Source organism: Streptomyces sp. NPDC058576 (genome assembly GCF_042718715.1).
In the GTDB taxonomy this organism is placed as follows: domain Bacteria; phylum Actinomycetota; class Actinomycetes; order Streptomycetales; family Streptomycetaceae; genus Streptomyces.
The window spans coordinates 22,591-47,304 of the sequence record NZ_JBHXPF010000056.1; the positions used below are offsets into that span (position 1 = coordinate 22,591).

General features: G+C 71.7%; 25 protein-coding genes and 1 riboswitch. Of the genes, 14 read left to right on the top strand and 11 right to left on the bottom strand.

Annotated features, from left to right (window positions below):
* The first annotated feature begins 304 nt into the window (after positions 1 to 304).
* From ACFWRV_RS29330 to ACFWRV_RS29355, 6 genes are all read left to right on the top strand, one after another.
* A complete protein-coding gene (locus tag ACFWRV_RS29330) occupies positions 305 to 2,530 on the top strand; it encodes a carbon starvation CstA family protein (protein ID WP_384338765.1) in 2,226 nt (741 codons plus the stop codon).
* Entirely contained in the window at positions 2,527 to 2,730 is a 204-nt protein-coding gene (locus ACFWRV_RS29335) for a YbdD/YjiX family protein (RefSeq protein ID WP_384338767.1), read from the top strand. Before ACFWRV_RS29330 ends, ACFWRV_RS29335 begins: the two co-directional genes overlap by 4 nt.
* Before the next feature lie 130 nt (positions 2,731 to 2,860).
* Positions 2,861 to 3,538: a hypothetical protein gene (locus ACFWRV_RS29340; RefSeq protein WP_384338769.1), complete on the top strand. Its 678-nt coding sequence runs from the start codon at positions 2,861 to 2,863 to the stop codon at positions 3,536 to 3,538.
* Positions 3,538 to 4,047 carry a GNAT family N-acetyltransferase gene (locus tag ACFWRV_RS29345; RefSeq protein ID WP_384338771.1) on the top strand — a complete coding sequence of 170 codons (510 nt, stop codon included), beginning with the start codon at positions 3,538 to 3,540 and terminating at the stop codon, positions 4,045 to 4,047. Before ACFWRV_RS29340 ends, ACFWRV_RS29345 begins: the two co-directional genes overlap by 1 nt.
* 52 nt (positions 4,048 to 4,099) lie before the next feature.
* A riboswitch (cobalamin riboswitch) is annotated at positions 4,100 to 4,236 on the top strand.
* A gap of 136 nt (positions 4,237 to 4,372) precedes the next feature.
* Entirely contained in the window at positions 4,373 to 6,787 is a 2,415-nt protein-coding gene (locus tag ACFWRV_RS29350) for a ribonucleoside-diphosphate reductase subunit alpha (protein ID WP_384338772.1), read from the top strand.
* Positions 6,787 to 7,803: a ribonucleotide-diphosphate reductase subunit beta gene (locus ACFWRV_RS29355; protein ID WP_384338774.1), complete on the top strand. Its 1,017-nt coding sequence runs from the start codon at positions 6,787 to 6,789 to the stop codon at positions 7,801 to 7,803. Before ACFWRV_RS29350 ends, ACFWRV_RS29355 begins: the two co-directional genes overlap by 1 nt.
* On the opposite strand, the gene ACFWRV_RS29360 is transcribed toward ACFWRV_RS29355, so the two are convergent.
* Positions 7,800 to 8,015, bottom strand: coding sequence for a hypothetical protein (locus tag ACFWRV_RS29360; RefSeq protein WP_384338776.1), 216 nt, complete (start codon positions 8,013 to 8,015; stop codon positions 7,800 to 7,802). The genes ACFWRV_RS29355 and ACFWRV_RS29360 overlap by 4 nt on opposite strands.
* 81 nt (positions 8,016 to 8,096) lie before the next feature.
* Between ACFWRV_RS29360 and ACFWRV_RS29365 the strand changes: the two genes are divergently transcribed.
* On the top strand, positions 8,097 to 9,077 hold the full coding sequence (locus ACFWRV_RS29365; RefSeq protein WP_384338778.1) for a GlxA family transcriptional regulator: 981 nt from the start codon (positions 8,097 to 8,099) through the stop codon (positions 9,075 to 9,077).
* A 53-nt stretch (positions 9,078 to 9,130) separates the two neighbouring features.
* Here the strand turns inward: ACFWRV_RS29365 and def are convergent, their stop codons facing one another.
* The 8 genes from def to ACFWRV_RS29405 form a co-directional block, all read right to left on the bottom strand.
* On the bottom strand, positions 9,131 to 9,769 hold the full coding sequence (gene def, locus ACFWRV_RS29370; RefSeq protein ID WP_384338780.1) for a peptide deformylase: 639 nt from the start codon (positions 9,767 to 9,769) through the stop codon (positions 9,131 to 9,133).
* 120 nt (positions 9,770 to 9,889) lie between these two features.
* Entirely contained in the window at positions 9,890 to 10,885 is a 996-nt protein-coding gene (locus ACFWRV_RS29375; protein ID WP_384338781.1) for a tetratricopeptide repeat protein, read from the bottom strand.
* 92 nt (positions 10,886 to 10,977) lie between these two features.
* Positions 10,978 to 12,264: an HD-GYP domain-containing protein gene (locus tag ACFWRV_RS29380; protein WP_384338783.1), complete on the bottom strand. Its 1,287-nt coding sequence runs from the start codon at positions 12,262 to 12,264 to the stop codon at positions 10,978 to 10,980.
* Complete coding sequence (locus ACFWRV_RS29385; protein WP_384338784.1) at positions 12,261 to 13,739, bottom strand: HD-GYP domain-containing protein; 1,479 nt, start codon at positions 13,737 to 13,739, stop codon at positions 12,261 to 12,263. Before ACFWRV_RS29385 ends, ACFWRV_RS29380 begins: the two co-directional genes overlap by 4 nt.
* A gap of 97 nt (positions 13,740 to 13,836) precedes the next feature.
* Entirely contained in the window at positions 13,837 to 14,157 is a 321-nt protein-coding gene (rsrA, locus tag ACFWRV_RS29390; protein WP_030716680.1) for a mycothiol system anti-sigma-R factor, read from the bottom strand.
* A complete protein-coding gene (locus ACFWRV_RS29395) occupies positions 14,154 to 14,810 on the bottom strand; it encodes a sigma-70 family RNA polymerase sigma factor (protein WP_204164302.1) in 657 nt (218 codons plus the stop codon). Before ACFWRV_RS29395 ends, rsrA begins: the two co-directional genes overlap by 4 nt.
* 312 nt (positions 14,811 to 15,122) lie before the next feature.
* Positions 15,123 to 15,764: an alpha/beta family hydrolase gene (locus tag ACFWRV_RS29400; protein WP_384338785.1), complete on the bottom strand. Its 642-nt coding sequence runs from the start codon at positions 15,762 to 15,764 to the stop codon at positions 15,123 to 15,125.
* A 25-nt stretch (positions 15,765 to 15,789) separates the two neighbouring features.
* On the bottom strand, positions 15,790 to 16,605 hold the full coding sequence (locus tag ACFWRV_RS29405; RefSeq protein ID WP_384338787.1) for an SOS response-associated peptidase: 816 nt from the start codon (positions 16,603 to 16,605) through the stop codon (positions 15,790 to 15,792).
* A 53-nt stretch (positions 16,606 to 16,658) separates the two neighbouring features.
* Here ACFWRV_RS29405 and ACFWRV_RS29410 point away from each other — a divergent pair, with 53 nt between their 5' ends.
* The 4 genes from ACFWRV_RS29410 to ACFWRV_RS29425 all read left to right on the top strand — a co-directional run bounded on the left by ACFWRV_RS29410 (position 16,659) and on the right by ACFWRV_RS29425 (position 20,295).
* Positions 16,659 to 17,372 carry a M50 family metallopeptidase gene (locus tag ACFWRV_RS29410; protein WP_384338789.1) on the top strand — a complete coding sequence of 238 codons (714 nt, stop codon included), beginning with the start codon at positions 16,659 to 16,661 and terminating at the stop codon, positions 17,370 to 17,372.
* A 103-nt stretch (positions 17,373 to 17,475) separates the two neighbouring features.
* Positions 17,476 to 18,828, top strand: a complete 1,353-nt coding sequence (gene aroA / locus ACFWRV_RS29415; protein ID WP_384338790.1) for a 3-phosphoshikimate 1-carboxyvinyltransferase — start codon at positions 17,476 to 17,478, stop codon at positions 18,826 to 18,828.
* A 5-nt stretch (positions 18,829 to 18,833) separates the two neighbouring features.
* Positions 18,834 to 19,850 (top strand): ribosome small subunit-dependent GTPase A, encoded by a 1,017-nt coding sequence (gene rsgA, locus ACFWRV_RS29420; RefSeq protein WP_384338791.1) that lies wholly within the window; start codon positions 18,834 to 18,836, stop codon positions 19,848 to 19,850.
* A 121-nt stretch (positions 19,851 to 19,971) separates the two neighbouring features.
* Positions 19,972 to 20,295: a multidrug efflux SMR transporter gene (locus tag ACFWRV_RS29425; RefSeq protein ID WP_030576828.1), complete on the top strand. Its 324-nt coding sequence runs from the start codon at positions 19,972 to 19,974 to the stop codon at positions 20,293 to 20,295.
* On the opposite strand, the gene ACFWRV_RS29430 is transcribed toward ACFWRV_RS29425, so the two are convergent.
* Complete coding sequence (locus ACFWRV_RS29430) at positions 20,252 to 20,875, bottom strand: TetR/AcrR family transcriptional regulator (RefSeq protein ID WP_384338793.1); 624 nt, start codon at positions 20,873 to 20,875, stop codon at positions 20,252 to 20,254. The two genes, ACFWRV_RS29425 and ACFWRV_RS29430, sit on opposite strands and share 44 nt — an antisense overlap.
* A gap of 123 nt (positions 20,876 to 20,998) precedes the next feature.
* On the opposite strand from ACFWRV_RS29430, the gene hisN reads away from it, so the two are divergent.
* Positions 20,999 to 21,799 (top strand): histidinol-phosphatase, encoded by an 801-nt coding sequence (gene hisN, locus ACFWRV_RS29435; RefSeq protein ID WP_384338795.1) that lies wholly within the window; start codon positions 20,999 to 21,001, stop codon positions 21,797 to 21,799.
* 244 nt (positions 21,800 to 22,043) lie between these two features.
* Positions 22,044 to 22,445, top strand: coding sequence for a cyclic nucleotide-binding/CBS domain-containing protein (locus tag ACFWRV_RS29440; protein ID WP_384338796.1), 402 nt, complete (start codon positions 22,044 to 22,046; stop codon positions 22,443 to 22,445).
* 78 nt (positions 22,446 to 22,523) lie between these two features.
* On the opposite strand, the gene ACFWRV_RS29445 is transcribed toward ACFWRV_RS29440, so the two are convergent.
* Positions 22,524 to 23,975, bottom strand: a complete 1,452-nt coding sequence (locus tag ACFWRV_RS29445) for a catalase (protein ID WP_384338797.1) — start codon at positions 23,973 to 23,975, stop codon at positions 22,524 to 22,526.
* A 158-nt stretch (positions 23,976 to 24,133) separates the two neighbouring features.
* Between ACFWRV_RS29445 and ACFWRV_RS29450 the strand changes: the two genes are divergently transcribed.
* Entirely contained in the window at positions 24,134 to 24,553 is a 420-nt protein-coding gene (locus ACFWRV_RS29450) for a Fur family transcriptional regulator (RefSeq protein WP_384338799.1), read from the top strand.
* Positions 24,554 to 24,714 lie beyond the last annotated feature (161 nt).

The following is a 24,714-nucleotide window of genomic DNA, read 5'->3' on the forward strand; positions in this document are numbered from 1 at the left end:
GCCCCGGGCCTCCCTCACATCCTGGGGGCCCCCCCCCCTGGGGCGGGCGCAGCCTGGGCCGGCGCCCCAACAGGGGGGGGGCGCGGGGCAACCCCCCCCCCCCCCACCGCCCGTTTTCGGTCATCCCAGGCGGAGCCGGATCGCGTGAACCGATACGCCCTCCCATCCGTGTCGTAACCGCGGAACTTCGGTGGAGACATCGGCGATGCGCGACCGGTATGCGGACAGGGGTTCCTCCAAGCGGTCGCACCACTTAGATTTCGCGCACGTTACGACAAGTGATCGCGCGAGGGGACGGATCGATATGCCGGAATCGCCCACATCAGCACCACCGGTTCCACCAGCACCGGGACGACGGTCGCCGACCCCGAAGTCCATAGCCGTCTGGAGTCTGGTGGCCCTGGTCGGCGCCATCGGCTGGGCCACCCTCGCGCTCTCCCGGGGTGAGGAGGTCTCCGCCGCCTGGATGCTGGCGGCGGCCCTCGGCTCGTACGCCATCGCGTACCGCTTCTACTCCCGGTTCATCGCCAACCGGGTCCTGAAGGCGGACAAGAACCGCGCGACCCCCGCCGAACTCCTGGACAACGGGGTCGATTTCCACCCCACCGACCGCCGGGTCCTGTTCGGCCACCACTTCGCCGCCATCGCGGGCGCGGGCCCGCTGGTCGGGCCTGTGCTCGCCGCGCAGATGGGTTATCTGCCGGGCACGATCTGGCTCGTCGTCGGCGTCATCTTCGCGGGCGCCGTCCAGGACATGGTGACGCTCTTCTTCTCCACTCGCCGCAACGGCCGTTCGCTCGGCCAGATGGCGCGCGACGAGATAGGCCCGGTCGGCGGGATCGCCGCCCTGGTCGCGGTCTTCATCATCATGATCATCCTGCTCGCGGTCCTCGCGCTGGTGATCGTGAACGCGCTCGCGCACTCGCCTTGGGGCGTCTTCTCCATCGGCATGACGATCCCCATCGCCCTCTTCATGGGCGTCTATCTGCGCATCCTGCGGCCCGGGAAGGTCAGTGAGGTCTCCGTCATCGGCGTCGCGCTGCTGCTGCTCGCGATCGTCTCGGGCGGCTGGGTCGCCGAGTCCTCGTGGGCGGACTTCTTCACGCTGGAGCCGGGCACGCTGGTCATCTGGATGATCGCGTACGGGTTCCTCGCCTCCGTGCTCCCCGTGTGGCTGCTGCTGGCCCCGCGCGACTACCTCTCCACCTTCATGAAGGTCGGCACGATCGGGCTGCTGGCCCTGGGCGTGATCGTCGCGCTGCCGACCCTGAAGATGCCCGCGGTCACCGACTTCGCCTCCAGCGGCTCGGGCCCGGTCTTCGCCGGCTCGATGTTCCCGTTCGTCTTCATCACCATCGCCTGCGGCGCGCTCTCCGGCTTCCACTCCCTGGTCTCCTCCGGCACCACGCCGAAGATGGTCCAGAAGGAGACGCAGATCCGGATGATCGGCTACGGCGCCATGCTGGTCGAGTCGTTCGTGGCGATCATGGCGATGATCGCGGCCTGCATCATCGACCCCGGCCTCTACTTCGCCATCAACGCGCCCGTCGGCGTGATCGGCGACAGCGTCCAGTCCGCCTCCGAGGCCGTCGCCAACTTCGGCTTCACCATCTCCCCGGACGCCCTGGCCCAGGCCGCCAAGGACGTCGAGGAGCAGAGCCTCCTCTCCCGGACCGGCGGCGCGCCCACCTTCGCGCTCGGCATGGCGGAGATCTTCTCCGCGGTGATCGGCGGGGCGGGCATGAAGGCGTTCTGGTACCACTTCGCCATCATGTTCGAGGCGCTCTTCATCCTCACCACCGTGGACGCCGGCACCCGGGTCGGCCGCTTCATGCTCCAGGACATGCTGGGCAACGCCTACAAGCCGTTCCGCGAGGTCAGCTGGAAGCCGGGCGTCTGGTTCGCCAGCGCCGTCGTGGTCGGCGGCTGGGGCTACTTCCTCTGGGTCGGCGTGCACGACCCGCTGGGCGGCATCAACCAGCTCTTCCCGCTCTTCGGCATCGCCAACCAGCTGCTGGCCGCCGTCGCGCTGGCCGTCTGCACCACCCTGCTCGTCAAGTCCGGGCGTCTGAAGTGGGCGTGGGTCACCGCGGTGCCGCTCGCCTGGGACGTGGCGGTCACGCTCACCGCGAGCTGGCAGAAGATCTTCTCCGAGGACGTGAAGGTCGGCTTCTTCGCCCAGCGCGACAAGTACCAGGCGGGCATCGACGCGGGAGAGGTGCTGGCCCCCGCGAAGAACATGGAGGAGATGCGGACCGTCGTCACCAACTCCACCGTCGACGGGGTGCTGAGCGCGCTCTTCGCACTCCTCATCATCGTGGTGCTCGTGGACGCCGGGCGGGTCTGCTACAAGGCCATCCGCGACCCGGAGAGCGTCAAGCTCCACGAGACGCCGTACGTGGAGTCCAAGCTCGTCGCGCCGGCCTCGCTCATCGCGACCAAGGAGGAGAAGGCCGAACTCCTCGCGGCGGGCGTCGGCCCCGAGGGCGGCATCCGCAAGGAGGCGGCCAAGACGGGGAGCCGGACATGACGGTCGCGGACGTACGGCGGGTGGCGGGACGGATCCGCTGGTACGTCCGTGAGCTGACCGGCGAGTCCACGTACGACCGCTATCTGGCGCACGCGAGGGCGCACGATCCGGACGCACCGGTGATGACCCGCCGCGCCTTCGAACGCAGCCGTACGGACGCCCGCGAGGCGGACCCCCGCGAGGGCTTCCGCTGCTGCTGAGCACCGTCGGCCGATCGGGGCCGCCGCACCCCTTCCCGGGCGCGGCGGCCCCTTCCCGCGTCCTCGTGCGGGCTGGCCGCCGTTCGGTTTCCCGGTGCGCGGAGCACTCGGCGTACGAAAGGATGTGCCCATGACGCCGCCCTCCCGATCGCCCCGACTCCGGCCCGCCCTCCTGGCCCTGACGCTGGCACTGGCCCTGGCGGCGACGGGCTGCGGCACCGAACCGGCGCCCGACGCGAAGGCGGCGGGCCGCAGCGGCTCGGACGCCCCGGCGCCCGACCGGGCGGAGCTGGAGGCGCGGGCGGCGGCCGTGCAGACCGTCACGGAGCATGTGTGGGTGACCGAGGCCCCGGGCTACGCCCTGGCGCGCCAGTCGGTCGGGGTGCTCGGCGACGACGGGTTCGGCAGCGTGTACACCGAGCCGAACGGCGGCCGGATCCAGCTGTCGGTGGAACGTCTCCCGCACGGCGAGGCCGACTGTACGGACGGCTCCGCGCCCGCGGGCGGTCAGGAGCCCCTGGTGACGTGCGAGCGGGACGGCGAACAGTGGTACCGGGCCACGGAGTCGGGCCACGCGTACGCCCGGGAACAGGGCGGACTCGTGGTCACGCTGAGCGGGCCGCGCGAAGAGGTGGACCGGGCGACGCTGCGGTCGGCGGCGCGGGCCGCTCACCGCGCCGACGACTACGAGCTGGACCAGGTGCTGCCGCCGGCCGGAGAGGTCGCCGGGCGGCAGCCGGTCGAACGCGGCGATCTGCCCCCGGTGGGCGACGGCGCACCGAACAACGAGGTGGGAGCGAGCGGCTGATGGATCTGACGATCAGGGTGGCGGAACCCGCCGAGTACGCCGTGCTCGGCGGGATCGTCGCCGAGGCGTATCTCGGCGACGATCTGCTGGACGGCCCGCAGGATCCGTATCTGCTCAAGCTGCGGGCGGTGGAGCAGCGGGCGGCCGAGGCGGAGGTGCTGGTCGCGCTCGACGCGGACGGGGTGGTGCTCGGGGGTGTGACGTATGCCCCTCCCGGCACTCCGTGGCGGGACATCGCCGGTCCGGACGAGGCCGAATTCCGGATGCTGGCCGTGGCCCGCGCGGGGCGCGGACGGGGCGTGGGAGAGGCGCTCGTGCGGGCGTGCGTCCAGCGGGCCCAGTCCGCCGATGGCGTCCGGGCTCTGGTCCTGTCGACGCAGCCGGCCATGCTCTCAGCCCATAGGATCTACCGTCGGCTCGGCTTTCTGCGAACCCCCGAACGGGACTGGGAGCCGGTGCCGGGCCTACGCCTCATGACCTTCCGGCTGGAGCTGAGGGCGGCGTCCTGAGGGGCGTAGGAAATCGACGCGACACAACATGTGGGGGCCGCAGCATCTGGCGGCCCCCACATGTATGCTCGACCTCGCTGTCGTCGCAGGGGAATCCGGTGCGAATCCGGAACTGTCCCGCAACGGTGTGATCAGTGCGCTTTTGCGCACCCGCAAGTCCGAAGACCTGTCGACAGCGCGTCCGGCTCGACCGAACCGGACGCCAGACGTCCGGGCCTCGCGGATAGGCCGGTGGACGCCGTCAGCTGTGCTGCCCTGCCCGGGGTTTCGCGCTGCCCGGCTTCCCCGCCTTCCGCCGGCCCCCTGCCGAGCGAGGGAAAGCCCAGTGACCATCGCGCCCGCCGATCCGGTTTCAGCCACCGAATCCGCTGCCTCCACCACGTCCGGCGAAGGCACGAACGACGGACCCGGGACCGCCTTGCTGCGGACCCTGACGGACCTCACCGTCGATCTTCCCGACACAGACCCCGGACGGGTCGCCGCCGCCGCGCTGCGCGGGCGCAACGCCCGTTCCGACGAGGCCGAACTGCGCTCGCTGGCCACCGAGGCCTCCGCGGGGCTGATCTCCGAGGACCCGGCGTACTCCCGGCTGGCCGCCCGGCTGCTGACCCGCACGATCGCGGACGAGGCAGCCGGTCAGGGCGCGACGCACTTCTCCGCCTCGGTCGCCGTGGGCCACCGCGAGGGCCTGATCGCCGACCGCACCGCCGCGTTCGTGGAGCTGCACGCGAAGGCGCTGGACGAGCTGGTGGAGCGGACGCTGGCCGAGGGCGCCGACGACCGCTTCGGCTACTTCGGTCTCCGTACGCTGCACAGCCGCTACCTGCTGCGCCACCCGATCACCCGCCAGGTCATCGAGACCCCGCAGCACTTCATGCTGCGCGTGGCCGCGGGCCTCGCCGAGGACGAGTCGGTCCGGGCGCTCGACGAGGTCGCCGCGCTCTACGGGCTGATGAGCAAGCTGGACTACCTCCCCTCCTCCCCCACGCTCTTCAACTCCGGCACCCGGCACCCGCAGATGTCCTCCTGCTATCTGCTGGACTCGCCCAAGGACGAGCTGGACTCGATCTACGACCGCTACCACCAGGTGGCGCGGCTCTCCAAGCACGCGGGCGGCATCGGTCTGTCGTACTCCCGCATCCGCGCCCGGGGTTCGCTGATCCGGGGCACCAACGGGCACTCCAACGGCATCGTGCCGTTCCTGAAGACGCTGGACGCCTCGGTGGCGGCGGTGAACCAGGGCGGCCGGCGCAAGGGCGCCGCCGCGGTCTACCTGGAGACCTGGCACGCGGACATCGAGGAGTTCCTGGAGCTCCGCGACAACACGGGCGAGGACCAGCGGCGTACGCACAACCTGAACCTGGCGCACTGGATCCCGGACGAGTTCATGCGCCGGGTCGACGCGGACACCGAGTGGTCGCTGTTCTCGCCCGCCGACGTGCCCGAGCTGGTCGACCTCTGGGGCGACGCGTTCGACGCGGCCTACCGGGCGGCCGAGGCCAAGGGCCTGGCCCGCAGGACGATTCCGGCGCGTGAGCTGTACGGCCGGATGATGCGGACCCTCGCGCAGACCGGCCAGGGCTGGATGACGTTCAAGGACGCCTCCAACCGGACCGCGAACCAGACGGCGGAGCCGGGCCGGGTCGTCCACTCCTCGAACCTGTGCACGGAGATCCTGGAGGTCACCGACGACGGCGAGACGGCCGTCTGCAACCTGGGCTCGGTCAACCTGGGCGCCTTCGTGGCGAACGGCTCGATCGACTGGGACCGGCTGGACGCCACCGTCCGCACGGCCGTGACCTTCCTCGACCGGGTCGTCGACATCAACTTCTACCCGACCGAGCAGGCCGGGAACTCCAACTCCCGCTGGCGCCCGGTGGGCCTCGGCGCCATGGGCCTCCAGGACGTCTTCTTCCAGCTGCGCCTGCCCTTCGACTCGCCGCAGGCCCGCGCGCTCTCCACGAAGATCTCCGAGCGGATCATGCTGGCCGCGTACGAGGCGTCCTGCGACCTCGCGGAGCGCTCGGGCCCGCTGCCGGCCTGGTCCGAGACGCGCGCCGCGCGCGGTGTGCTGCACCCCGACCACTACGACACCGAGCTGAACTGGCCGGAGCGCTGGGACGCCCTGCGCGCCCGGGTCGCGAAGACCGGCATGCGCAACTCGCTGCTGCTGGCCATCGCGCCGACGGCGACGATCGCCTCGATCGCCGGCGTGTACGAGTGCATCGAGCCGCAGGTCTCCAACCTGTTCAAGCGCGAGACGCTCAGCGGAGAGTTCCTCCAGGTCAACGCCTACCTGGTGGACGAGCTGAAGAAGCTCGGCGTGTGGGACGCCCGCACCCGTGAGGCGCTGCGCGAGGCCAGCGGCTCGGTACAGGGCTTCGCGTGGATTCCCGAGGACGTGCGGGCGCTGTACCGCACCGCGTGGGAGATCCCGCAGCGCGGCCTGATCGACATGGCGGCGGCCCGTACGCCGTTCCTCGACCAGAGCCAGTCGCTCAACCTGTTCCTGGAGACGCCGACGATCGGCAAGCTCTCCTCGATGTACGCGTACGCCTGGAAGCAGGGGCTGAAGACGACGTACTACCTGCGTTCGCGCCCGGCGACCCGGATCGCCCGTGCCGCGTCGGGCCAGGCGTCGGCCGCCGCCCCCATTCCCGTACAGCAGGCTTCGGCGCCCGACGCGGACGCCATCGCCTGCTCTCTCGAAAACCCCGAGTCCTGCGAGGCCTGCCAGTAATGAGCACGAACGAAGAGAAGAACCTGCTCGACCCGGGATTCGAGCTGACCCTGCGTCCGATGCGCTACCCGGACTTCTACGAGCGCTACCGGGACGCGATCAAGAACACCTGGACCGTCGAGGAGGTCGACCTCCACTCGGACGTCGCCGACCTCGCGAAGCTGTCGCCGGGTGAGCAGCACATGATCGGCCGACTGGTGGCGTTCTTCGCGACCGGTGACTCGATCGTCTCGAACAACCTCGTGCTGACGCTGTACAAGCACATCAACTCCCCCGAGGCGCGGCTGTACCTGTCGCGGCAGCTCTTCGAGGAGGCCGTGCACGTCCAGTTCTATCTGACGCTGCTGGACACCTATCTGCCCGACCCGGACGACCGGGCGGCGGCGTTCGACGCGGTCGAGGAGATCCCCTCGATCCGTGAGAAGGCGCAGTTCTGCTTCAAGTGGATGGACTCGGTCGAGAAGATCGACCGGCTGGAGACGAAGGCGGACCGCCGGCGCTTCCTGCTGAACCTGATCTGCTTCGCGGCGTGCATCGAGGGGCTGTTCTTCTACGGCGCGTTCGCGTACGTGTACTGGTTCCGTTCGCGCGGTCTGCTGCACGGTCTCGCCACGGGCACCAACTGGGTGTTCCGTGACGAGACGATGCACATGAACTTCGCGTTCGAGGTGGTGGACACCGTCCGCAAGGAGGAGCCGGAGCTCTTCGACGACGCGCTGGAGCAGCAGGTCACCGACATGCTGAAGGAAGCGGTCGAGGCGGAGCTGCAGTTCGGCCGCGACCTGTGCGGCGAGGGCCTGCCGGGCATGAACACCGAGTCGATGCGCCAGTACCTGGAGTGCGTCGCCGACCAGCGGCTCGCCCGCCTGGGCTTCCCGACGGTGTACGGCTCGGAGAACCCGTTCTCCTTCATGGAGCTCCAGGGTGTCCAGGAGCTGACGAACTTCTTCGAGCGCCGCCCGTCCGCCTACCAGGTGGCCGTCGAGGGCTCGGTCGGGTTCGACGACGACTTCTAGACCCTGACCCACGTCCTGAGGTGAGGGCGCCGCGTGGCCGTGACCGGCCGCGCGGCGCTTTCCGTTTCCGGGGGTCCGGCCACCCGCCACCCCCGTTCCGCCGCCCGCAGCTGGCGGTCGATGCGGCGTTCGCGGGCGACGCCGAGGGCCACGGGCGCGAGGACGAGGGCGAAAAGTGCCGCTACGACCAGGTAGTTCAGGAATGTGTTCATGTCTCTACTCTGGACCGCCCGGACGAAAATCATCAGTGGCAGGACTGCCATCGGGCATCAAATAGCTGCCACACTTGCTCCATGCTGACCAATGTCGCCGCTCTTCTCCTCGACGAGGTCCACCCCTTCGAACTCGGCGTCCTGTGCGAGGTGTTCGGACTCGACCGCAGCGAGGAGGGTCTGCCGGTGCACGACTTCGCCGTGGTCTCCGCCGAGGGCCCCGTCCTGAACACCCACGCGGGCTTCACCATCACCACGCCGCACGGCCTGGAGCGATTGGAGGAGGCCGACCTCATCGCCGTGCCGGCGGGCAGCCACTTCATGGACCGGGAGTATCCCGAGGAGGTCCTGGACGCGCTGCGCCGGGCCGTGGAACGCGGCTCACGGGTGCTGAGCGTCTGCTCGGGGGCGTACGTCCTCGGCGCGGCCGGACTGCTGGACGGCCGCCGCTGCACCACGCACTGGCGGCACGCGGCGGAGCTGGCCCGCCGCTACCCGAAGGCGATCGTCGAGCCGGACGTGCTGTACGTGGACGAGGGCCCGGTGATCAGCTCGGCGGGCACCGCCGCCGGGATCGACGCCTGCCTGCACCTGATCCGGCAGGAGTACGGCCAGGACGCGGCCAACACCCTCGCCCGGCGCATGGTGGTGCCCCCGCACCGGGACGGCGGGCAGGCGCAGTACATCAGCCGCCCGCTGCCCCGGAACGCCTGTGACACGGTCGGCTCCACCCTGGCGTGGATGGAGCAGCACCTCGACCAGGAGATGACGGTCGAGCAACTGGCCGCGCTGGCGCACATGTCGCCGCGCACCTTCGCCCGGAGGTTCCAGCAGGAGACCGGGACCACGCCCTATCGCTGGCTGCTGCGGCAGCGGGTGCTGCTGGCCCAGCATCTGTTGGAGACCTCCGACCGGACGATCGACACGATCGCGGGACAGACGGGCTTCGGAACGGCGGCGACGCTGCGACACCAGTTCGTGCGATCCCTGGGCACCACGCCGAACGCCTACCGCCGGACCTTCCGGGGCCCGTCGGCCACGGCCGTGCCCGACGTCGCCTGAACGCCGGACGGGCCCGGCACCGGGGGTCGGTGGCGGGCCCGTCCGGCGCGGACTCAGTCGTTCGGGACGGTCTCGTAGCGCGGCGTGCCCTCGTCCATCTGCCGCAGCGCGTCCTTGCGCTCCCGCTTGGAGAGCCGGTCGATGTACAGGTAGCCGTACAGGTGGTCCGTCTCGTGCTGGAGGCAGCGCGCGAAGTAGCCGGTGCCCTTGATCCGGATCCGGTTGCCCCGGGCGTCCTGGCCGCGCACCACCGCGTAGTCGGGGCGGGCGAGCGAGGCGTACGCGGTCGGGACCGAGAGGCAGCCCTCGTTGGAGTCGTCCAGCACCCGCGCCTCGGGGGCCAGCTCCTCCAGGACCGGGTTGCAGACGACGCCCGTGTGGCGCTTGCCGTCGTCGTCGGGGCAGTCGTAGACGAAGACCTTCAGGTCCACGCCGATCTGGTTGGCGGCCAGGCCGACACCCTCGGCCGTCTTCTGGCTGGCGAACATGTCGTCGATGAGCTGCGCCAGCTCGTCGTCGAACGCGGTGACGTCCTTGCACTCCTTGTGCAGCACCGGGTTGCCCACGACCGTGATCGGACGGGAGGTGCCTCGCGCGCGGTAGGCCGCCTCGCGCTCCTCACAGTCCTCGGTGTCGACGATGAACCCCTCGTCGTCCACGTCGATCCGCCCGTCCGTCTCCTGCTGCGACATGTCCGCCGTACGCCTTCCTGCAAAACCTGAACTCGGTGACCCCGCCGCAGCCCGTCGAAACCCGGGAAGCGCGGGAGGAGCAGCACCGCGATCGGTGCGCGTACAGCCTACGGGCAGCGGTCAGCAGACTTCTTCGAGATCCCGCCACTCGCGGCTGTCCGGGCTGTCGGCGACCCAGCCGTCCAGCAGCCCGCGCACCAGTCCGGCGGGTGCCGCGAGACCGCACTCGCGCTCGGGGACCCACAGATCGCCGCCGCCCGCGGTGCGGTGGCCGAGCGGTCCCGGGTGGCCCGGCTCGCTGTGGTCGTGCGGGTCCAGGTGCTCCCCGTCGCCCTCGTCGCTCTCCATCCGGCTCTCCGAACACGCCCGGCACAGCAGCCGCACGGAGGAGGACCAGTCCTCTGCGGCGAACCCGGCGTCCGAGGCCAGCTTCTCCAGCGCGTCCCGGTCGTCCTCGGTCGCCGCCTCCAGCAGCACCACCCAGGTCGGCACCGGGGACGGCGCCCACAGCTCGATCTCGTCGAACACCGGATACGAGGGCCCGGCCGCGGTGACCCGCTCGCCGTTGGGCACCCCGTCGTGCAGGACGACCTCGCCCCAGCGCCGCCCGGAGGACGGCAGCGGGATCGAGAGCACCTCGATCCGGGCCGGGTCCAGCCGACGGCCCCAGACCACCTCGGCCTCACCCTCCGGCGAGAGCCGCACCGCGGCGCTGCCCAGCTCCATGCCGGTCGGCTCGGTGGTGGCCGCGCTGTGCTGGCCGCCGCCGGGGACCTTCAGGCCGTACGCCTGCCAGGCCCGCCGCGCCAGCGGCCAGTCCTGGAGGGCGGTGGCCGCGATCCCGACGTTCCACCAGTCCGGGGCGCCCGACTCGCGGTCCAGCAGGGCGACCGCCCGCAGGCCCGCCGCGCGCGCCTGCTCCCAGTCGTGCCGGAACTTGTGCAGCAGCGCCAGATTGAACCAGGACTCCGAGAGCCAGGGCTCCAGATCCGCCGCGCGCGTCAGCAGCGCCCCCGCGTCCTCGTACCGGCCGTCGCCGATCAGCGTGAACGCGCGGTCCGTGGCCTGCCGCCAAGAGGCGGACGGCCGATGCCGTACCTTCCCGAAGATCCTCACGATTCCCGCCTGTCCCGACTGGACACCCTCGTCATCCGCTCTGCTTTCGCATCCAACCATGCCCGGCCGGACGCCCGCTCATTACCCATGGGTTACCCAGCTCCGGCCGGGGTCAGACCGCCCCGCGCGAGGACGCGTCCCAGGGCCTCGACCACCTGTGGCTGGTGGTCGTGCCCGGTGCCGAGCCTGAGCTGCTCCAGCGCGCCGAGCGGCCCGCCCACGCATTCCCCGCACAGGTCGTCGTATGCGTTGGCCGTTCTCACGATCCTGGCGGCGGGCAGTTGATCCCGGTACGGATCGGCCTGCTGCTCCACCACCGCGGCGACCGCCGGATCGACCCCGGTCCGCCGGACCACCGCCCCGCCGAGCAGGGCGATCCGGCGCTGCTCGGCGGCGGGCAGCCGGGCGGTCGCCCCGCCGGCGACCGGGTCGAGGAGGGAGAGCTGGCCGATGTCGTGCATCAGGGCGGCGTGCTCCAGCACGGTCAGCTGCGGCCCGGTAAGACCCAGCTCCCGCCCCACGGCGGTGGCGAGCGCGGCGACCCGGCGGGCGTGGCCGGGCGGGGTGTAGCCGGCGATCTCGGTGGCGCGGGCGAGCGAGGCGATCGTCTGCCGACGCGTCGTGCGGACGGCCGCGTACCGGCGGGCGGAGACCTGGGTGAGCAGCAGCGGCCCGCACAGCACGGGCAGCACCCAGAGCCCGGCGACCGCGACCCCCAGCGCCATCACGACGCCGGTCGCGCCGATCGCGGTCCCGGTCCCGGCGAGCGCGCGCACCTCGTCGACCAGGAGCGACCCGTACGGGGGCGGGGCGCCGGGCCCCTCGCTGCGGGCCCGTGAACGCGTCAGGAGAGCGGTCAGCAGGGCGTCGCACAGGGAGGTCAGCGCCAGGACCGCGAGCAGGAACAGGGCGAAGTACGGCCCGTCGCCCCCTACCCGCTCGGCCTGCCCGGAGGTGTACAGCGGCTGGAAGCAGACCGCCGCGAAGCCCACGGTCAGGGTCCGGCGGGCGGCCCGGTCGGCGTCCGTGCGACGGCCGCGCGCCAGGCGCGGCAGGGCGGCGAGCGCCTGGGCGGCGGCCACCACGGCGACCACCTGGAGCGCCCCGTGCGTGGTCGGCCGCCCGGCGCTGTCCCCGAGCAGGGCGTACGCGAGGGCCCCGGCCGCGGCGAGCGGCGCGGGCTCCCGCTCCCCGGCGGCGGCGCCCCGGCAGACCAGCTCCCCGGCGGCGACCAGAAGCCCGAAGGCCAGGGCGTGGCCCGGCCCGGCGAGCCCGTGCACCAGGGTGTGGGCGAGCCCGACGAGGGCGAGCAGCAGCGCGGCCCCGCGTACCGCGAGCACGGCCGGGGCGGGCGGGCCGCTCCTGTACGGGGCCCTCATCGGCGGCCCGGGGACGGCCTGGCGTCCTGGGACGGCCCGGTGTCCAGGGACGGCCGAGTGCCCTGGGACGGCCGGGTGCCCTGGGACGACCGGGGCAGGGGAGCGGCGGCGGGGTCGCGCGGCGCCGGGAGCGCGTTCCGGCGGGGCCCGGCCGTCGCGTCGTCCGGCGCACGCGGCTCGTCGGCCGTGACGGCGGTGTCGGCGGCGCTCCAGCCGTGCCGGCCCAGGGCCCGGTCCAGTGCCCGCACCATCCGGGGGTCGAACTGGCTGCCCGCGCACCGCTTCAGCTCGGCGAGCGCGGCGGAGACTGGGCGGGCACGGCGGTAGGAGCGGGTGGAGGTCATCGCGTCGAAGGCGTCGGCGACGGCCACGACCCGGGCGAACTCCGGGATGCGCGAGCCGCTGAGCCCGTGCGGATAGCCGCTGCCGTCGAGCCGTTCGTGGTGGTGCAGGATCGCGTCGCGCGCCTCGTCCAGGAAGCCGATGCCCCGGACGATCTCGTGCCCGTACTCCGGGTGCAGCTCCATGATCCGCCGCTCCTCGGGAGTGAGCGGCCCGTCCTTGCGCAGCACCCGGGTGGGGACGCCGAGCTTGCCGACGTCGTGCAGGATCCCGGCGAACCGGAGGCCCTCCACCCGGGGCTCGTCCATGCCGAGTTCACGGGCGATCAGAACGGAGGCCCGGCCGACCCGTTCACTGTGGCCCCGGGTGTAGGTGTCCTTGATGTCCACGGCGTGGACCAGGGCGCGGATGGTGGCGCGGTGGGCGGCCTGTTCGCGGTGGTACTGGGCGAACACCCAGCAGGAGAGGCACATCGGCAGCAGCACGAGGAGCGCGGAGAGGGGGCCGTACGGGCTCCGCCACAGGACGGCCGTCATCAGGCCGGCGAGCGCGTGCACCAGGTGCGGTCCGAGCGCGCGCGGCAGCAGCTCGCAGGCGCTGCGGTGCACGGCCCGGCGTTCCGCCGCCGCGAGGATGACGCCGTCCAGCACGGTCAGCACCAGGCTGAAGGCGACCGCGGCGGCGCAGGCGGGCAGCAGGGCGCGGGGAAAGTCCGGGGCCGCTCCCCCGCCGCCGAGGGTCGCGGGGCCGCCGAGGGCCGCGTGCGCCCAGGAGGCGGCGGCGCAGGTGAGGGCGAGCTGAGCGGCCCGCCAGATCCGGCGGGCCGCGTACGGCGGCTGTTCCACCCGCCCGGCCAGGGAGCCGATCAGCGCGACCTGCGCGGCGGCCGCGGGCGGCAGCAGGAAGGCGGCGGTGAGGAGGATCGGAAGGAGCGCCCCGGCGGCGACCGGTCCGGAGCCTCCGGGCGACGAACGGCGGCCGGCCAGCTCGCAGCCGAGCCCGACGGCGGCCAGCAGGGCCGCCGTGCCCCACGGGACCGGAGCCCCGGAGGCGTACACGGGAAGCGCGGACCAGACCGCGCAGAGAACGGCGGCCAGGATGCAGGCACGCGCCGCCGCCGGTGTGCCCCTCACGCCCGCACTCGCCCCCAGCATGGTCGATGGACGCGCCACGCTAGCGAGTTGCGCGGCTCACCGAGCCGCTACGGATCCGATTAGCACATTCGGGTGACTACTCGGCGGCGGTCGCCGACCGGTCCGTGTCCTGCACGGTCACGTCCTGATCGGGCACGGCCTCGCCGGCCCGGATCAGGTCGATCCGGCCCATCACCTTGGAGCGCAGGTCGGTCGGGACGTCGTCCTGTCCGCAGCAGCGCTTGACCAGCTTCTTCACGGCCTGTTCCAGGCCGTACTTCTCCAGGCACGGGGAGCACTCCTCGAAGTGCGTCTCGAACTTGGTGCAGTCGCCCTCGGGCATCTCCCGGTCGAGAAACTCGTAGAGATGGTCGAGGACCTCCGAGCAATCCGTCTCGTGCGGCTCTCCGCAGCTCATGAGGTAGAGCCCTTCCGATCGTCCGAGTCACCGGCACCGGCCGCGACGAGCCCGCGCTCACGGGCGTAGTCCTCCAGCATGCCGCGCAGCTGGCGGCGGCCGCGGTGCAGCCGGGACATCACCGTACCGATGGGAGTCCCCATGATGTCCGCGATCTCCTTGTAGGCAAAGCCCTCGACATCGGCGAGATACACGGCGATGCGGAACTCCTCGGGAATCGCCTGGAGCGCCGACTTCACGTCGGAGTCCGGGAGATGGTCGAGCGCCTGGGACTCCGCCGAGCGCAGACCGGTCGACATGTGCGACTCGGCCCGGGCCAGCTGCCAGTCCTCGATCTCCTCGGCGGCGCTGCGCTGGGGCTCGCGCTGCTTCTTGCGGTACGAGTTGATGAAGGTGTTGGTGAGGATGCGGTACATCCACGCCTTGAGATTGGTGCCCTCACGGAACTGGTGGAAGGAGCCGTACGCCTTGGCGTAGGTCTCCTGGACCAGGTCCTCGGCATCGGCCGGATTGCGCGTCATGCGCAGCGCGGCCGAGTACATCTGGTCGAGAAAGCCGAGGGCGTCCCGCTCGAAGCGCGCGTTGCGCTCGGCGGACGTCTCCGGTGCACGGCCGTCGTCGGTCCCTGTGTCGGTCCCAGTGACCGGACCCACCTCCTCCAACGATGTGGCGGAACCGAAACCGGACCCGCTCGCATCGGAGAATAGTCGACCTTGCTTCGAGGCGGGCTGTCGATCACCGCCGCCGGAGGGCCGCTCGTGGCTCGTCCTCGCCGCAGACAGGACAGTCCACTCCAGGTCAGCGGCGTTCGAGCGACTGGGGCAGATGGTCGAACCCATGCGACGGACTCCCTCTCCACGTACGACGTTGTTGTACCGACGTCCCGAACAACAGCGCCTCGGCGCGGAGCATTCCCGGGGCCGGCGGCACGCGCGTGGCAGCCGTGGCGGCCGGGGCGCACGAGGTCATCCGAGTGACGTGAGCCACCCGGTGACCGCTCCGGTGAGGATGCCCATGGCCTGCTCTTCGGTCAGCCCGGACCTTTTCGGCACCGCGAACCCGTGGTCACCGTGCGGCACTTCGGCCAGTTCGTAGGAGCCGGGCGGGAATTCCGCGGGTCGGCCGAACGGGTCGTTGCCGCCCTGCACCACCAGGGTGGGCACGCCCGCGCCGAGCAGTTCGTCGGCGCGGGACTTCTCGGGCTTGCCCGGGGGGTGCAGCGGGAAGCTGAGCGCGAGGACGGCCGCGGCGCCCAGTTCGGTGGCGGTCCGGCAGGCGACCCGGGCCCCGGCACTGCGGCCCCCGGCGACGACGGGCAGCCCGGGGGCGGCGAGCGTGGGCCAGAGTCCGCGCCAGCCGGTGTCCAGGGTCTTCGGGGCGGGGGCCAGCTTCTTGCCGGCCACCCGCCAGGGCTGCTCCACCAGGGCGACGGTGACGCCGTGTCCGGGCAGGGCGGCGGCCAGCGCCTTCAGGTCCCGGGCCTCGATCCCGCCGCCCGCCCCGTGGCTCACGGCGAGCACGAGGCGCGGCGCGGACGCGGGGACCCAGGTGATCCGGGCCTCACCGGCGTCGGTGGTGATGTTCTGCGTACGTGGTTGACGGCTCACCGCGCCATCCTCTCCCGCCCGCGGTTCAGAACAGCGTGGACTCCTCCGGCGCGGCCAGCTCCTCCAGCAGTTCGGGCCCGTTGTTGCGGACGTTGCTGACGGCGGTGGCGACCGGGTAGGCGCGCATCAGCCCGCCGGGCGGCGGTTCGAGGAGCGCGCGCAGCTCGTCGGGGTCCGTGTGCGTGGGGTCCAGCCAGGTGTCCCAGCGGTCGGCGGTGAGCATCAGCGGCATCCGGGGGTGGATGTCGGCGAGCGCGCCGGGCCCTTCGGCGGGGGCGACGGCCAGCGGGGTGGTCTCCGCCTCGGTGGTGATCACCGAGCAGGTCACCCACCAGGCGTTCTCGTGGTCGCCGGGCAGTGTCGTGTCGCGCCAGAACTCGTACAGACCGGCCATCGCGAAGACCGACCCGTCGGCCGGGGTGACGAAATACGGCTGCTTGCGGGCCCGCTTCTTGCCCTTCTTCTCCTCCAGCTGCCGTTCCTCGGAGCCGGTGACCCACTCGTAGTAGCCGTCGGCGGGCAGGATGCAGCGGCGCTGGGCGAAGGCGCGGCGGAAGGAGGGCTTCTCGTGCACGGTCTCCGCGCGGGCGTTGATCATCCGGGCGGCGCCCTCGGGGGTCTTCGACCAGGACGGCACGAGTCCCCATTTCAGTGCCCGCAGCTGGCGAACCGGACGCTGGTCGTCCGCGTCTTTAACAGGACGCTCCAGAACCGCGTAGACCTCTTTGGTCGGCGCCACGTTCCAGTCCGGCTCCAGCGTCTCGGTGGGTTCCCACTTCTCGACGCCGAAGAGTCCGGTCAGGTCCTCGGGCTTCCGACTCGCTGCATACCGTCCGCACATAAGTGCCAGACTGCCACGACCGCCCGCCCCGACCGCAAGGAGTCGCCCGGCCGATGAACAGCACCGAATTGGGCGATCTGTGGGATCGCGTGACCGGAACCCAGTCCGCACCGGAGCAGTGGCTGGTGGTGGTGACGGCCACGCTCGCGCTCATCGCGGTCGTACCGAACCCGATATGGCGGCTCGCCCGCAACACCATCACCATCGCGCACGAGGGCGGCCACGGTCTGGTGGCGCTGCTCACCGGGCGGCAGCTCTCCGGCATCCGGCTGCACTCGGACACCAGCGGGCTGACCGTGAGCCGCGGCAAGCCGACGGGGATCGGGATGATCCTCACCGCGGCGGCGGGCTACACGGCCCCCTCGCTGCTGGGCCTGGGCGGCGCCTGGCTGCTGACGAACGGCAGGATCACCCTGCTGTTGTGGGTGGCGACGGCGCTGCTCGCGGTGATGCTGGTGATGATCCGCAATGTCTACGGGGCCCTCACCGTCATCCTGACCGGCACCACGTTCCTGCTGGTGTCCTGGCTGACCTCGTCGGACGTGCAGTCCGCGTTCGCCTACGTGGTGGTGTGGTTCCTGCTGCTGGGCGGGGTGCGGCCGCCCTTCGAGCTCCAGTCCAAGCGGCGCTACGGAGGGGCCCCGGACTCCGACGCGGACCAGCTGGCCCGGCTCACCCACGCCCCGGCGGTGCTGTGGCTGTTCCTTTTCCACGCGGTGTCGCTGTGCTCGTTGATCGGTGGCGGAAGGTGGCTGCTGGGCTGGTGAGGGCGGGTTGGCCGCCGCGGTCCGTACCACGCTTTCGTTACGGTGCGGTTTCCGCCCTTTTAGCCAGGATCCGGGTCGGCGCAAAGCCACTAAAGTGTTGGCCATGACCGAGAGTTCCGTGCAGCCCGCCCTCTGGCCCGCCCCCCACGCGAGCGGAGCCGTCGACGCGACCGTCACCGTGCCCGGATCCAAATCGGTCACCAATCGCGCGCTCGTGCTGGCCTCGCTGGCCTCCGAGCCGGGCTGGCTGCGCCGCCCGCTGCGCTCCCGCGACACCCTGCTCATGGCCGACGCGCTGCGCGCCATGGGCGTCGGCATCGAGGAGACCGTCTCCTCCGCGTCCGCGAGCAGCCCGTCCGCCGCGGCCTCCCCGGACAGCACGGGAGAGGCCTGGCGGGTCATCCCGGCGGGGCTCCACGGCCCGGCGACGGTCGACGTCGGCAACGCGGGCACCGTGATGCGCTTCCTGCCGCCCGTGGCCACGCTCGCCGACGGCCCGGTCCGCTTCGACGGCGACCCCCGCTCCTACGAGCGCCCGCTGACCGGCGTGATCGAGGGGCTGCGGGCGCTCGGCGCGCGGATCGACGACGACGGGCGCGGGGCGCTGCCGCTGACCGTGCACGGCGGCGGGGCGCTGGAGGGCGGCCCGGTGTCGATCGACGCCTCGTCGTCCTCGCAGTTCGTCTCGGCGCTGCTGTTGTCGGGGCCGCGCTTCAACCAGGGCGTGGAGGTCCGGCACACCGGATCCACGCTCCCCTCGATGCCGCACATCCGGATGACCGTCGACATGCTGCGGGCCGTCGGCGCCCAGGTGGACGAGCCGGAGACGGGCGGCGAGCGAGACGTCTGGCGGGTCTCCCCCTCCGCCCTGCTCGGCCGGGACCTGACGATCGAGCCGGATCTCTCCAACGCCCAGCCGTTCCTGGCCGCCGCCCTGGTGACCGGCGGCCGGGTCACGATCCCCGACTGGCCGGAGCGGACCACCCAGCCGGGTGACGCGCTGCGCGAGATCTTCACCGCGATGGGCGGCAGCTGCGAGCTGACCGAGCGCGGACTGACCTTCACCGGTACGGGCAGGATCCACGGCATCGACGTGGACCTCGGCGAGGTCGGCGAGCTGACCCCGGGCATCGCCGCGGTCGCCGCCCTGGCCGACTCCCCCTCCACGCTGAGCGGCGTCGCCCATCTGCGGCTGCACGAGACGGACCGGCTGGCCGCGCTGACCAAGGAGATCAACGAGCTCGGCGGCGACGTCACCGAGACGGCCGACGGGCTGCACATCCGCCCGCGCCCGCTGCACGGCGGCGTCTTCCACACGTACGACGACCACCGCATGGCCACCGCCGGGGCGGTCATCGGCCTGGCGGTGAAGGGCGTGGAGATCGAGAACGTGGGCACGACCGCCAAGACCCTGCCGGACTTCCCGGACATGTGGACCGGAATGCTCGGGGCCTAGGGATCATGCGCCGCTACGGGAAGAACCCCGACGAGGACGACATCCGCGTCCGCCCCAACCGCAAGGGCAACCGGCCGCGTACGCACATCCGGCCCAAGCACGAGGACGCCGAGGACGGCATGGTCCTCACCGTCGACCGGGGCCGGCTCACCTGTCTCGTCGAGGGCCGGACCGTGGTGGCGATGAAGGCGCGCGAGCTGGGGCGCAAGGCCGCCGTGGTGGGCGACACCGTCTCCATCGTCGGCGACCTCTCCGGCGAGAAGGACACGCTGGCCCGGATCGTGCGCATCGCCCCGCGCCGCACGGTGCTGCGCCGCACGGCGGACGACGACGACCCGTACGAGCGCGTGGTCGTCGCCAACGCCGACCAGCTGGCCATCGTCACCGCCCTGGCCGACCCGGAGCCCCGCCCGCGCATGATCGACCGCTGCCTGGTGGCGGCGTACGACGGCGGGCTCACCCCGCTCCTGGTGCTGACCAAGTCCGACCTCGCGTCCGCGGACAAGCTGCTGGAGGCGTACACCCCGCTCGGCGTCCCGTACATCGTGACCAGCCGCGAGGAGCTGGAGAACGGGGACGCGGCCGACCGGGTCCGGGAGTTCCTGAACGACCGCGTCACCGCCTTCGTCGGGCACTCCGGGGTCGGCAAGACGACGCTGGTCAACGCCCTGGTGCCGAAGGACCGGCGGCGGACCACCGGCATCGTCAACGCGGTCACCGGCCGGGGGCGGCACACCACCACCTCGGCCCTCGCGCTGCCGCTGCCGGGCGACCGGGGCTGGGTGGTCGACACCCCGGGCGTCCGGTCCTTCGGGCTGCACCACGTGGACCCCTCCCGCGTCATCAACGCCTTCCCCGACCTCCAGCCAGGCACCGAGAACTGCCCGCGCGGCTGCACCCACGACGGGAACCAGCCCGAGTGCGCGCTGGACGCCTGGGTCGCCGAGGGGCACGCCGACCCGGCGCGCCTGGACTCCCTGCGCCGGCTGCTCGCGACCCGGGAGAGGCGCGAGGGCGACTGACGGCGGCTCCGGCCGCAATCGTTCGGGACGGCGTGGGCATGTTTGCGAGCTTCAACGACCGGCAAAGGCATAATCGCACCGAGTGGGACGAAGCCGTCACCTATGCGGGAGGCAACTGACGATGGCGTGGCTGCTGGTCGTGGTCGCAGGACTGCTGGAGACCGGCTTCGCCGTGTGTCTGAAGCTCTCCCACGGATTCACCCGCCTCTGGCCGACGATCGCGTTCGCCGTGTTCGCACTCGGGAGCTTCGGTCTGCTGACCCTGGCGCTGAGGAAGCTGGACGTCGGTCCGGCGTACGCGGTGTGGACCGGGATCGGGGCGGCCGGGACGGCGATCTACGGCATGATCTTCCTCGGCGACGTGGTCTCCACGCTGAAACTGGTGTCGATCTCCCTGGTGATCATCGGCGTGATCGGCCTCCAGCTGTCCGGCTCGGCCCACTGAGCCCCACCCCCTCGCGCACCGCCGGCCGCGACGCCTCCCGGACGAGGCGGAGCGCGCGGCTGTCCGCGGCGTCGTCGCCCGGCACCGGGACGATCACACAGGACAGCGCGAGGCGTAACGCGATCTCGCAGCGCCCGGCGGCGGCCCCGGGCGACGCGGCCGCCATCCGGTCCCGTACCAGCGCGAGCAGTTCCTCGGGGACCGGCGCCGGCCTCCCGCCCGTGCGTCCCCGGGAGCCCGGCCCCCGGTCCGGGCGAGGCAGCCCTTCCGCCCAGTCTCCCGTGAGCAACGCCTTGACCAGGGGGTTCTGGCGGGCGGCCCGGATCGTCCAGAGCGCGACGGCGGTGGGACGGTCGGGCGCGGGGGCGGTCAGAGCGCGGTCCACCCCGGCGAGATAGCCGTCCGCGGCCCGCCGGATGAGGGCCCCGGCCAGTCCGCTCTTGGTGCCGAACTCGTTGTAGAGGGTCTGCCGCGAGACGCCCGCCAGGGTGGCGACGTCGACCATGCGCACGGCGCGCCAGGGGCGGTCGGACAGCGTCCGGAGGGCGGCGTCCAGCAGAGCCTGCCGTGCCGTCGGCATCGTCGCCTCCCCGCCCCGGGATCCTGCCGTTCAGAGTTGACGCGCTTGCGGAGGCTGTCAAGGTCCCGGGCGGCGGCAGGGGCGCTGTAGCCCGCGTCCGGCGGCGCTGGATACTGTGGCGGCATGCCCGACTACCACGATGATCTGCGCCTCGCCCACGTACTGGCGGACGCCGCCGACGCCGCGACGATGGACCGGTTCAAGGCTCTCGACCTGAAGGTGGAGACCAAGCCGGACATGACGCCGGTGAGCGAGGCCGACAAGGCCGCCGAGGAGCTGATCCGGGGCCACCTGCATCGGGCCCGCCCGAGGGACGCGATCCTGGGCGAGGAGTACGGGGTCGAGGGCACCGGTCCGCGCCGCTGGGTGATCGACCCGATCGACGGCACCAAGAACTACGTGCGCGGTGTGCCGGTGTGGGCGACGCTGATCTCGCTGATGGAGGCGGGCGACGAGGGCTTCCAGCCGGTGGTGGGCGTGGTCTCCGCGCCCGCGCTGAACCGGCGCTGGTGGGCGGCGAAGGGCGCGGGCGCGTTCACCGGCCGCAGCCTCACTTCCGCGACGCGCATGCACGTGTCGAAGGTGGAGCGGATCGCGGACGCCTCGTTCGCGTTCTCCTCGCTGTCCGGCTGGGAGGAGCAGGGCCGCCTCGACGGAATCCTGGACCTCACCCGGGCCTGCTGGCGGACGCGGGGGTACGGGGACTTCTGGCCGTACATGATGGTCGCCGAGGGTTCCGTGGACATCTGCGCGGAGCCGGAGCTGTCGCTGTGGGACATGGCGGCGACCGCGATCGTCGTCCAGGAGGCGGGTGGCCGGTTCACCTCGCTGGACGGTGTGGACGGCCCCGGCGGCGGGAACGCGGCGGCCTCGAACGGGCCGCTCCACGACGAACTGCTGGGCTATCTCAACCAGCGCTACTAGGCCTTCCGTTCGGATCGCGCAGGCCCCCGCGAGCCCGGCACGGCCCGAACCGGAGCCCCGACAGCCGACACCGCTGATCGCGGGACGCCCCGGGGGGGTGCGACACACGCTCGCGCACTCCCCCGGTGTGCACCCGGTTCACCCCTTGTCGGCCCGCCCCAAGGGTGCAACTCTGAGAGTCCCCCCACTTGTGAACTTGTGAATCGACTCACAGAGTCGGCTCACCGAGGAGGTGGCTCGATTCATGCTCGTCCGTGACGCCATGAGCACGGTGGTCCTCACCATCGGCCCCACCCATACGCTCCGCCAGGCGGCCCGGCTGATGTCGGCCCGCCGTATCGGGGCAGCTGTCGTCCACGACCCGGACACCTGCGGGCTCGGCATCATCACCGAGCGCGACATCCTCGACGCGATCGGATCCGGGCTCGACCCCGACCGGGAGACCGCGTCCGCCCACACCACCACCGACGTGGTGTTCGCCGCCCCGGCCTGGACCCTGGAGGAGGCCGCGGAAGCCATGACGCACGGTGGATTCCGGCACTTGATCGTGCTGGACGGCGACGGCCCGGTGGGCATCGTGTCGGTGCGCGACATCATCCGCTGCTGGGCGCCCGCCCGCCGTACGGCTGCCGCGGCGGCCGGCTGACCCCGCCGGGGGCCGGAACGACCGGTGGGCCGGACCCCCGCGAGGGGATCCGGCCCACCGTCGACGACAGGCGTCCGGTCAGCCGCGAAGGGCCTGGACCGCGGTTTCCAGCCGCTTGCCGAAGTCACCGTCCGCCTGGCGGAAGTTGTTGATCGCGCGCTCGGCGATGTCGTCGCGCGAGACCTTGGCGATGAACCCGGCGAGGTTCTCGACCAGCCGGACCTTCTCGTCCTCGGAGAAGAGCCGGTAGAGGTCGCCCGCCTGCACGAAGTCGTTGTCCTCGGCATGGCCGGGGGCCTCGGTGCTGCCGGTGGCGCCGGCGACCGGGACCGGCTGCCAGAGCGGCCGGTCGGTCTGGGAGGGGCCGCCGAAGCTGTTCGGCTCGTAGTTCTTGGCGCCCTTGTGACGGCCGTCGTAGAGGAAGCCGTCCCGGCTGTTGGTCCGCGCCTCGGTGGCGTGCGGGCGGTTCACCGGCAGGTGGTCGGCGTTGATGCCGACGCGGTAGCGGTGGGCGTCGCCGTACGCGAAGAGGCGGCCCTGGAGCATCTTGTCCGGGGACGGGCCGATGCCCGGCACGAAGTGCGCGGGGCTGAAGATCGACTGCTCGACCTCGGCGAAGATGTTCTCCGGGTTGCGGTTGAGCTCCAGCCTGCCGATCTCGATCGGCGGGTAGTCCGCGTGCGGCCACACCTTGGTGAGGTCGAACGGGTTGAAGCGGTACGTCGCCGCGTCCGCCGCCGGCATGATCTGGACCTGCACCGTCCAGGACGGGAAGTCGCCCTGCTCGATCGCCGCGCGCAGATCGCGCTGGTGGCTGTCGGGGTCCTCCCCGGCGAGCTTGTCGGCCTCGCCCTGGGTGAGGTTCCTGATGCCCTGGTCGGTCTTGAAGTGGTACTTGACCCAGAAGACCTCGCCGGCCTCGTTGTTCCACTGGTAGGTGTGCGAGCCGTACCCGTTCATGTGGCGCAGCGTGGCCGGGATGCCGCGGTCACCGAAGAGCCAGGTCACCTGGTGCGTCGACTCGGGCGACAGGCCCCAGAAGTCCCAGACGTTGTCCGCCTCCTGCGAGCCGGTGTACGGGTCGCGCTTCTGGGTGTGGATGAAGTCGGGGAACTTGATGGCGTCCTTGACGAAGAACACCGGGGTGTTGTTGCCGACGAGGTCGTAGTTGCCCTCCTCGGTGTAGAACTTCAGCGCGAAACCGCGGGGGTCGCGCACGGCGTCGGCGGAGCCGAGGTTGCCCGCGACGGTGGAGAAGCGCAGGAAGGTCTCGGTCTGCTTGCCGACCTCGGAGAGGAACTTCGCCCGGGTCCACTCCGAGACGTCGCGGGTCAGCGTGAAGGTGCCGTACGCGCCGGCGCCGCGGGCGTGCACGATGCGCTCCGGTATGCGCTCGCGGTTGAAGTGGGCGAGCTTCTCCAGCAGCGCCTGGTCCTGGACGAGAACGGGACCGCCGGGGCCCGCGGTCTCACTGTTCTGGTTGTCGGCGACCGGCGCGCCGGCCTCCGTAGTGAGCGGTCCCTGCGTCACGTGCGCCTCCTGCGTCCTATCTGTACAGCAGTTGCTGTCCAGCCCTGTCCCTTGGTCAATGCCGTTCCCGATCCTACAATGGACAATGTCTAAGTCAAGCAAGCATCCAAAGTCACACCCGATCGGGATTTCCGTTCCCCACTGTTAGGCTGGGCTTCATGAGCGACCTGCTGGAACGACTTCGTGGACGCGGCTGGCGCATGACGGCGCAGCGGCGTGTCGTGGCCGAGGTCCTCGACGGGGACCACGTGCACCTGACGGCGGACGAGGTCCACGCGAGGGCCGTTTCCCGGCTGCCCGAGATCTCGCGCGCCACCGTCTACAACACCCTCGGCGAGATGGTGTCCCTCGGCGAGGTGCTGGAGGTCTCCACCGATCACCGCGCCAAGCGCTACGACCCGAACGCCCACCACCCCCACCACCACCTGGTGTGCGCACGGTGCGGCGCGATCCGGGACGTGCATCCGGCGGGCAACCCGCTGGCGGACCTGCCGACGGACGAGCGCTACGGCTTCATGGTCTCCGGCGTCGAGGTGACGTACCGCGGCATCTGCCCGAACTGCGCCGCCACCGCCTGAACCGCGAGAGCCGGGCCCGTCTGTTCCGACAGGCGGGCCCGGCTCTTTTCGTGTCCGGACATGACGAAGGCCCGGATCTCGATGAGATCCGGGCCTTCGTCTTCAGTAGCGGGGACAGGATTTGAACCTGCGACCTCTGGGTTATGAGCCCAGCGAGCTAC